At 66.7% G+C, this 6,613-nt stretch carries 10 protein-coding genes and 1 tRNA gene; 9 read left to right on the top strand and 2 right to left on the bottom strand.

All coding sequences use genetic code 11. The features are described from left to right. The first annotated feature begins 3 nt into the window (after positions 1 to 3). From AX709_RS12705 to AX709_RS12740, 7 genes are all read left to right on the top strand, one after another. Positions 4 to 762: a ComF family protein gene (locus AX709_RS12705; protein WP_066549772.1), complete on the top strand. Its 759-nt coding sequence runs from the start codon at positions 4 to 6 to the stop codon at positions 760 to 762. Positions 763 to 794: 32 nt separating this feature from the next. Then, positions 795 to 1,052, top strand: a complete 258-nt coding sequence (grxC, locus tag AX709_RS12710) for a glutaredoxin 3 (protein ID WP_066479533.1) — start codon at positions 795 to 797, stop codon at positions 1,050 to 1,052. Beyond that, positions 1,049 to 1,873, top strand: a complete 825-nt coding sequence (locus AX709_RS12715; RefSeq protein ID WP_066479531.1) for a carbon-nitrogen hydrolase family protein — start codon at positions 1,049 to 1,051, stop codon at positions 1,871 to 1,873. Before grxC ends, AX709_RS12715 begins: the two co-directional genes overlap by 4 nt. Next, complete coding sequence (locus AX709_RS12720; RefSeq protein ID WP_066549776.1) at positions 1,870 to 2,355, top strand: DUF1178 family protein; 486 nt, start codon at positions 1,870 to 1,872, stop codon at positions 2,353 to 2,355. The genes AX709_RS12715 and AX709_RS12720 overlap by 4 nt, the downstream gene beginning before the upstream one ends. A 34-nt stretch (positions 2,356 to 2,389) precedes the next feature. Then, positions 2,390 to 2,466, top strand: a tRNA-Arg gene (locus AX709_RS12725). 814 nt (positions 2,467 to 3,280) lie between these two features. Beyond that, positions 3,281 to 3,748, top strand: a complete 468-nt coding sequence (gene dksA / locus AX709_RS12735; RefSeq protein ID WP_066479526.1) for an RNA polymerase-binding protein DksA — start codon at positions 3,281 to 3,283, stop codon at positions 3,746 to 3,748. Positions 3,749 to 3,814: 66 nt separating this feature from the next. Further along, positions 3,815 to 4,186 (top strand): PilZ domain-containing protein, encoded by a 372-nt coding sequence (locus tag AX709_RS12740; protein WP_066479520.1) that lies wholly within the window; start codon positions 3,815 to 3,817, stop codon positions 4,184 to 4,186. A 130-nt stretch (positions 4,187 to 4,316) separates the two neighbouring features. Here AX709_RS12740 and AX709_RS18320 read toward each other — a convergent pair whose 3' ends face one another. Further along, positions 4,317 to 4,472, bottom strand: coding sequence for a YdcH family protein (locus AX709_RS18320; RefSeq protein ID WP_082730952.1), 156 nt, complete (start codon positions 4,470 to 4,472; stop codon positions 4,317 to 4,319). 199 nt (positions 4,473 to 4,671) lie between these two features. Between AX709_RS18320 and AX709_RS12745 the strand changes: the two genes are divergently transcribed. Together AX709_RS12745 and AX709_RS12750 are read left to right on the top strand one after the other, a co-directional pair. Continuing rightward, positions 4,672 to 4,869: a YdcH family protein gene (locus AX709_RS12745; RefSeq protein WP_066480109.1), complete on the top strand. Its 198-nt coding sequence runs from the start codon at positions 4,672 to 4,674 to the stop codon at positions 4,867 to 4,869. Positions 4,870 to 4,968: 99 nt separating this feature from the next. After that, positions 4,969 to 5,430, top strand: a complete 462-nt coding sequence (locus tag AX709_RS12750; RefSeq protein WP_066479511.1) for a DUF1465 family protein — start codon at positions 4,969 to 4,971, stop codon at positions 5,428 to 5,430. 21 nt (positions 5,431 to 5,451) lie between these two features. Here AX709_RS12750 and AX709_RS12755 read toward each other — a convergent pair whose 3' ends face one another. Then, the gene (locus tag AX709_RS12755; RefSeq protein ID WP_066549805.1) at positions 5,452 to 6,417 is read right to left on the bottom strand and encodes an NAD(P)H-dependent flavin oxidoreductase; all 966 of its coding nucleotides are present in this window, start codon (positions 6,415 to 6,417) and stop codon (positions 5,452 to 5,454) included. Positions 6,418 to 6,613: the final 196 nt, after the last annotated feature.

Consider the following 6,613-nt stretch of genomic DNA (forward strand, 5'->3'; position numbering starts at 1 on the left):
GGGATGTTGGTTCGCGCCCGCATCCTCGCCCGTCCGCTCCACCGCCTGGTCAACCTCGCGCTGCCGCCGCGCTGTCCCGGCTGCGGGGAGGTGGTCGAGGCGGATCACTGGCTGTGTGCGGCCTGCTGGCGTGACCTTGCGTTTCCCGGCGCACCTGCATGCGCGGGCTGCGGCACCCCCTTTGCCTTCGACCGTGGCGAAGCTGCGCGTTGCGCGGCGTGTCTGGCGCAGCCGCCCGCACATGACGGCGTGACCGCCGCGGTCGCCTATGGGCGGGTGGCGAGCATCCTTGCGCTCAAGCTCAAATATGGTCGCCGGCTGGGCGTGGCGGCGACGATGGCGCGGCTGATGGCCCGCCATCTCGATCGGTCGACCGAACATGGCCCGCTGCTGGTGCCGGTGCCGCTGCATCGCTGGCGGCTGTGGTCGCGGGGATTCAACCAGTCGCTGCTGATCGCGCGGGCGCTGGCCCAATCGACCGGGCTGAGCGTCGCGCCCGCGGCACTGGTCCGCACGCGATCCACCCGGGCGTTGCGCGGAATGGGACCAGGGCAGCGCGCGCGGACGCTGGCCGGGGCGTTTGCGGTCCCGGCGGCGGCGCGGGCGACGGTCCGGGGCCGCGACATCGTGCTGATCGACGATGTCTACACGACCGGCGCGACGGCCGACGGTTGCGTCCGCGCGCTCAAGCGGGCGGGTGCCGCGCGCGTCCAGGTGCTGTGCTGGGCGCGCGTGCTGCGCGACGCAGAGGTCGGCGATTGACAAGCGGGGTGCGGCACCACAACTCTTGGCGGATGGCGCACATCGAAATCTATACCAAGGCATTCTGCCCCTATTGCAGTAGGGCGAAGAAGCTGCTCGGCGACAAGGGCGCGAGCTATGACGAGATCGACCTGACGATGGGCGGCCCGCGTCGCGCCGAGATGGTCGACCGCGCCGGCGGCCGGACAACCGTGCCGCAAATCTTCATCGACGGCCGTCACATCGGAGGCTCGGACGACCTCGCCGCACTCGACCGGCGCGGCCAGCTGGACGAACTGCTCGCGCAATGAAGATTGCGCTGGCCCAGCTGACCAGCGGGACCGATCCCGCCGCCAATGCGCATGCGCTCGCGGCCGCGGTCGCAGAGGCCGCCGCAAACGGCGCGACCCTGTTGTTCACGCCGGAAATGTCCAACCTGATCGACCGGGACCGCGCGCGTGCGTCGGCCAGCATCGTCGCCGAGGAAGCGGACGCGACGCTCGCAGCGGTGCGCGCGGCGGCGGCAACGCACGGCATCTGGGTACATCTCGGCTCGCTCGCGCTCCTGCGCGCAGACGGACGCTTCGCCAATCGCGCGTTCGTGATCGACGCGACGGGATCGATCCGCGCGCGCTATGACAAGCTGCACCTGTTCGACGTCGACCTGCCGACCGGGGAAAGTTGGCGCGAATCCGCGGTCTATGCCGCGGGGGAGGGGGCGACCGTGGTGGCAACGCCGCTCGGCCTGCTGGCGCCGACCATCTGCTACGACCTGCGCTTTCCCGACCTCTACCGGGCGCTCAGCGACGCGGGCGCGCAGATCATCGCGGTGCCGGCGGCATTCACCCGGCCGACTGGGGCGGCGCACTGGCATGTCCTGCTGCGCGCGCGTGCGATCGAGGCAGGGTGCTTCGTCGTCGCTGCCGCCCAGACCGGTGTCCATGCCGATGGCCGCGCCACCTATGGACACTCGCTGGTCATCGATCCCTGGGGCGAAGTGCTGCTCGACATGGGGGAAGAATCCGGCATCGGCTACGCCGACATCGACCTCGCGCGGCTGGAAGAGGTTCGTGCCCGCGTGCCGGCACTCCGGCATCGCCGGACCATCCCGCCCGTGGTTCAGGTGTCATGATCGTCTTCGATCTGCGGTGCGGCAACGCGCACGTGTTCGAAGCCTGGTTCGGATCGAGCGCGAGCTATGAGGCGCAGCGCGCCGAGGGACTGCTGTCCTGTCCGATCTGCGGCGACGACCGCATCGCCAAGGCGGTGATGGCGCCCAATGTCGCCGCCAAGGGAAACCGCCGCAAAGAGGCGATGCCGGCGTCGGTTCCAGCGGTGACCGGGGCTTCCGGTTCCGCCGTGCCGACCACCGAAGACCAGGCGGCCAAGCTTGCGCTGGCCATGGTCGCCAGGGCGCAGGCCGCGCTGCTCGAACGCTCGCAATGGGTCGGCCGGTCATTTGCAGACAAGGCGCGCGCGATGCATCTGGGCGACGAACCCGAAGCGCCGATCCATGGCCAGACGACCGTCGAACAGGCTCGCGCGCTGATCGACGAAGGCGTGCCCGTCGCGCCGCTGATCATCCCCGTCGCCGCCCCCGACACGCTGAATTGACCCGACCGGGTGCACGCGATACCTGCGACCCGCCGCCCCGGTAGCTCAGCAGGACAGAGCAACGGTTTCCTAAACCGCAGGTCGGGAGTTCGAGTCTCTCCCGGGGCACCACATTCCCGAAATTTCCACTGCCAGTCGCAGCATCGGCAGCGTCATCGATAAGGCGATAGCCGCCGGGGATAGGCCAAACCAAAATTCAAACATCACGCGCCGCGCAGGATATTGGCTCGGTGAAAGAGACTCGGGTGTCCGGAAAGGCGTGAAAGATTGAGCTGGTTAGGAGAATGAAAGTCACGAATGTAAGGGTGAGGGTGGTAGAACCATGATCGCGAAGCAAGTTGCGCATATCATTGCAGATTATGTCGTATTTCTTGAACTGACCGATGAGGGCGAGCTCAATCTCGATACGGCCGTTCAAATGATGGAGGTCCTAGCCGGACAGCTCTAGGAGCTTGATAAGGGGTTTCTTCGGGAATTAGTCGACGCCTTTGCGGTGATCAGCGAAGAGTATAGCGGCGAAGCCAAAGAGGTGGTGCAGAACATTGCGCATAATTTCTACCTTGAGGAGGCGTTGGCAGCCGATGACCCCGTCAGGCTAGCCGAGTTGGACGCGTTACGCGAAGCGCGGGAGTGAGGGGCGCAGCGTCGGCAAGGCTAATGGGAGGGAAGCGCATACCCAGGGACCCATGCCTCCCTGACCGTGGCGCCTGACAGAAAGTAACCGACGAACCGATCGCGTCGTCTCCTGCCCACGGGAACACGACCGTGCCGACATCGCCATGTCCGCCGCGTCGGCACGGGTCGATAACGATCAACGTGCCGAAATTGCTCGCTTGTGGTGTGCTTTGCGCCGCTCTATAGGCCGCGGCGTGGAAAGGCGGTGTCCGCCGGCTCGGGTTGGCGGGGAACCGGGACGGAGAGTGGGATGGCGACGGCTTTGGATCATATGCAGCAATCTGAACGGGATCATGCGCCGGCGAATGACGCGGCGGCGCAGGGGTATCGGCCCAGCGCCGACGAGCCGTTCATGAACCCCCGGCAGCTCGACTATTTCCGGCAGAAGCTGCTGGACTGGAAGGACGCCATTCACCGCGAGGCGCAGGGTACCCTGTCGCAGCTCCAGTCGGAGCCGCTGCGCGAGGCCGACCTGACCGATCGCGCGTCGAGCGAGACCGACTGGTCGATCGAACTGCGCACCCGCGACCGCCAGCGCAAGCTGATCTCAAAGATCGACGCGGCGCTGCGTCGCATCGACGACGGCGAATATGGCTATTGCGAGGTGACCGGCGAGCCGATCTCGCTGGCCAGGCTGGAGGCCCGTCCGATCGCAACGATGACGGTCGAAGCGCAGGAGCGCCATGAACGCAACGAGAAAATCTCGCGCGACGAATAGTCGTTTAACCGCTTGATGCGTTTGTGGTAGATATCCGCGGACTAGTCTCGGCAGGCAGAGCAGGCGATGGAACAGGACAAGACGCGCGCAAGGAGTGAGGCAGCGGCCTCCAGTCGCCAGGTGCGATCGGCGCCGCGCGAGACCGCTTCGCTCAGCGCGAAGTTGCGGGTCGAGGGCGGGCGCGCGGTCACGACCCGGGTCCGCAATCTTTCGACCGGCGGGATCATGGCCGATTATGCCGCGCCGCTGATCGCGGGTACGCCCGTTGAAATCGATCTGCGTGGGCTTGGCCTCGTATCGGGGACGATCGCGTGGTCCACCGACGGCCGCATCGGAATTTCGTTCGATCGCCCGGTCGATCCCAGCCTCGCGCGGCGTCAGTCGTCGCGTCCGGCGCGCGGGTCGGCCTATGGCGAAGCAGGCGTCGCACACGGCTGAGCGACGTCGCGCGACCGTGAGATCCGCCGCTCATCGTGGATCCGGCGCTTAACGAGCGAGCGATGCAAACCGCTCGATTTGAGAAATGTCCGGGCGAGCGCGTTTGCAGCCCGCCCGGTGTGGGTGTGGCTCAGCCGGCGGTCATCTCTTCCTTGACGCGGAGCTTGCGGCGCTTCAGATCGCGCAACACCGCCTGGTCGGGCAGCGGACGGAGCGATTCGTCCTGAATCCGACGGTCGAGTGTGGCGTGCTTGCTCTGCAAAGCCTCGAAATGGGCGTCCTGCATTGGCCTTTTCCTCCTTCGTTTGGGGATGAGGGTCGGCAAGTAAATCATGAACGGGCGGGTTTGTCGCCCACCACTTTGCCGCTATTCGATGGGCGGAGCGGAATTTGCTGCGGCGCGTGGCGACTGCCGGTGTTTCGGCGCCGATGCGGGCACCGGTGGCGGCAGGGGCGGGGGCGCGGACGTCGTGGAGGTTCGATCATTGGACGATACGGAACTTCGCCAACGTCTTGAAATCCTTCGGGTCGAGCATCGTGACCTCGACGCGGCAATCGAGGCGCTGCGGGCCGCTGGCTCCCAGGACCAGCTCCAGCTCGCGCGGCTGAAAAAGCGCAAGCTTCGCCTGAAGGACGAAATCGCGCTGATCGAGGACTGGCTGCTGCCGGATATCATCGCCTGAACCCGGCGGCCCGCGAGGCGCGCCAGTTATGCACAGCTTGTTGATCCGGCCGCAAAAACGAATGTTCCGGCGAACGGCAAGCTGTGGCAATCATGCGCGATGGACGAAAGCCCCTATCCGGCCCGCCTCGAACCCAGGCTGATCGACGCGCTGTATGTCGAAGCGATGCTTCTTGCGGACGAAGCGCGCGGCTATTTCGACGAGGTCGGGCGGGGCCAGCGCGATACGCTCGATCCGCTGACCAAGGTTGCCTTTTCATGCGAGTCGCTCAAGGTGACGACGCGGCTGATGCACGTTATCGCCTGGCTGCTGACCCAGCGGGCGGTCATGGCCGGCGAAATCCCCCGCCGTGATGCGATGGACCCCTCGCGGCGGCTGGGTGAGGCCCCCACAAGCGATATGAGCGTCGTCGAGCGCATGCCCAGTGTGGCGCGTGACCTGATCGCGGCCAGCGCGGAGCTGCATCGTCGCGTCGCCCGGCTTGACGTCGCACAGGCCGAACCCGCGGTCGCGGGCAGCCCGGCACGGGCCATGATGGAAAGGTTGCGGCGCGCGATCTGATCGCGCGGCGTGCCGGCGGGGTCAGCCGCCGATCTGGAGCCGGGTGCGCGCCGCCTGGTATTCGCTGGCCAGTCGGTCGACGCGATCCGCCACCGTTTCGACCGCGGTGACTGCGCCGATTCCCTGGCCCGACCCCCAGATGTCGCGCCACGCCTTGACCTTCTGGTTGCCGCCCGATCCGAAGTTCATCGCACTCGGATCGCTCTCCGGCAGATTGTCCGGGTCGAGCCCTGCGGCCTCGATCGATCCGCGCAGATAATTGCCGTGCACGCCGGTGAACAGATTGGTGTAGACGATGTCGCTCGCGCCGCCCGCGACGATCGCATTCTTGTACGCGGCGTCGGCATTGGCTTCGACCGTCGCGATGAACGGCGACCCGATATAGGCGAGGTCGGCACCCGCCGCCTGCGCGGCCAGCACCGCGCCGCCATTAGCGATCGCGCCCGATAGGGCGATCGGTCCGTCGAACCAGCCGCGAACCTCCTGGGTGAAGGCGAACGGGTTGAGTAGCCCTGCATGGCCGCCCGCACCCGCGCAGACGAGGATGAGGCCGTCCGCACCCTTTTCGACCGCCTTGCGGGCAAAGCGGTCGTTGATCACGTCGTGGAGCGTAATGCCGCCCCAGCCGTGGACGGCGGTGTTCAACTCTTCGCGCGCGCCGAGCGAGGTGATCACGATCGGCACCTGCCACTTGGCGCAGGTCATCAGGTCCGCTTCGAGCCGGTCGTTCGATTTGTGGACGATCTGGTTGACCGCAAAGGGGGCGGCGGGGCGGTCCGGGTTGTCCCGGTTCCAGGCCGCCAGTTCCTCGGTGATCTGGTGCAGCCATTCGTCCAGCAGCGATTGCGGACGGGCGTTCAGCGCCGGAAAGGACCCGACGATCCCCGCCTTGCACTGCGCGATGACGAGCTCGGGAACCGAGATGATGAACAGCGGCGAGCCGATGACGGGAAGCCGGAGGCGATCGAAGAGCTGGGGAAGGGCCATCCCCGTTTCATAGCGCAACCGGAATAGCTGTCCAGTTCGCTACGGAAAGCACGATGTCCGGCGTCGCCGGTCAGTCGACTCGCTTCAACGTGCGGGCGTAATTGGCGCTGCGGTGCACGTAATGCTGCGCGGAAAGGCGCAGCATCGCGCGTGCCCCGTCATCCAGCGTGCGGATGGCACGGGCGGGGCTGCCGAC

Source organism: Sphingomonas sp. CCH15-F11, assembly GCF_001557005.1.
Lineage (GTDB): Bacteria > Pseudomonadota > Alphaproteobacteria > Sphingomonadales > Sphingomonadaceae > Sphingomonas.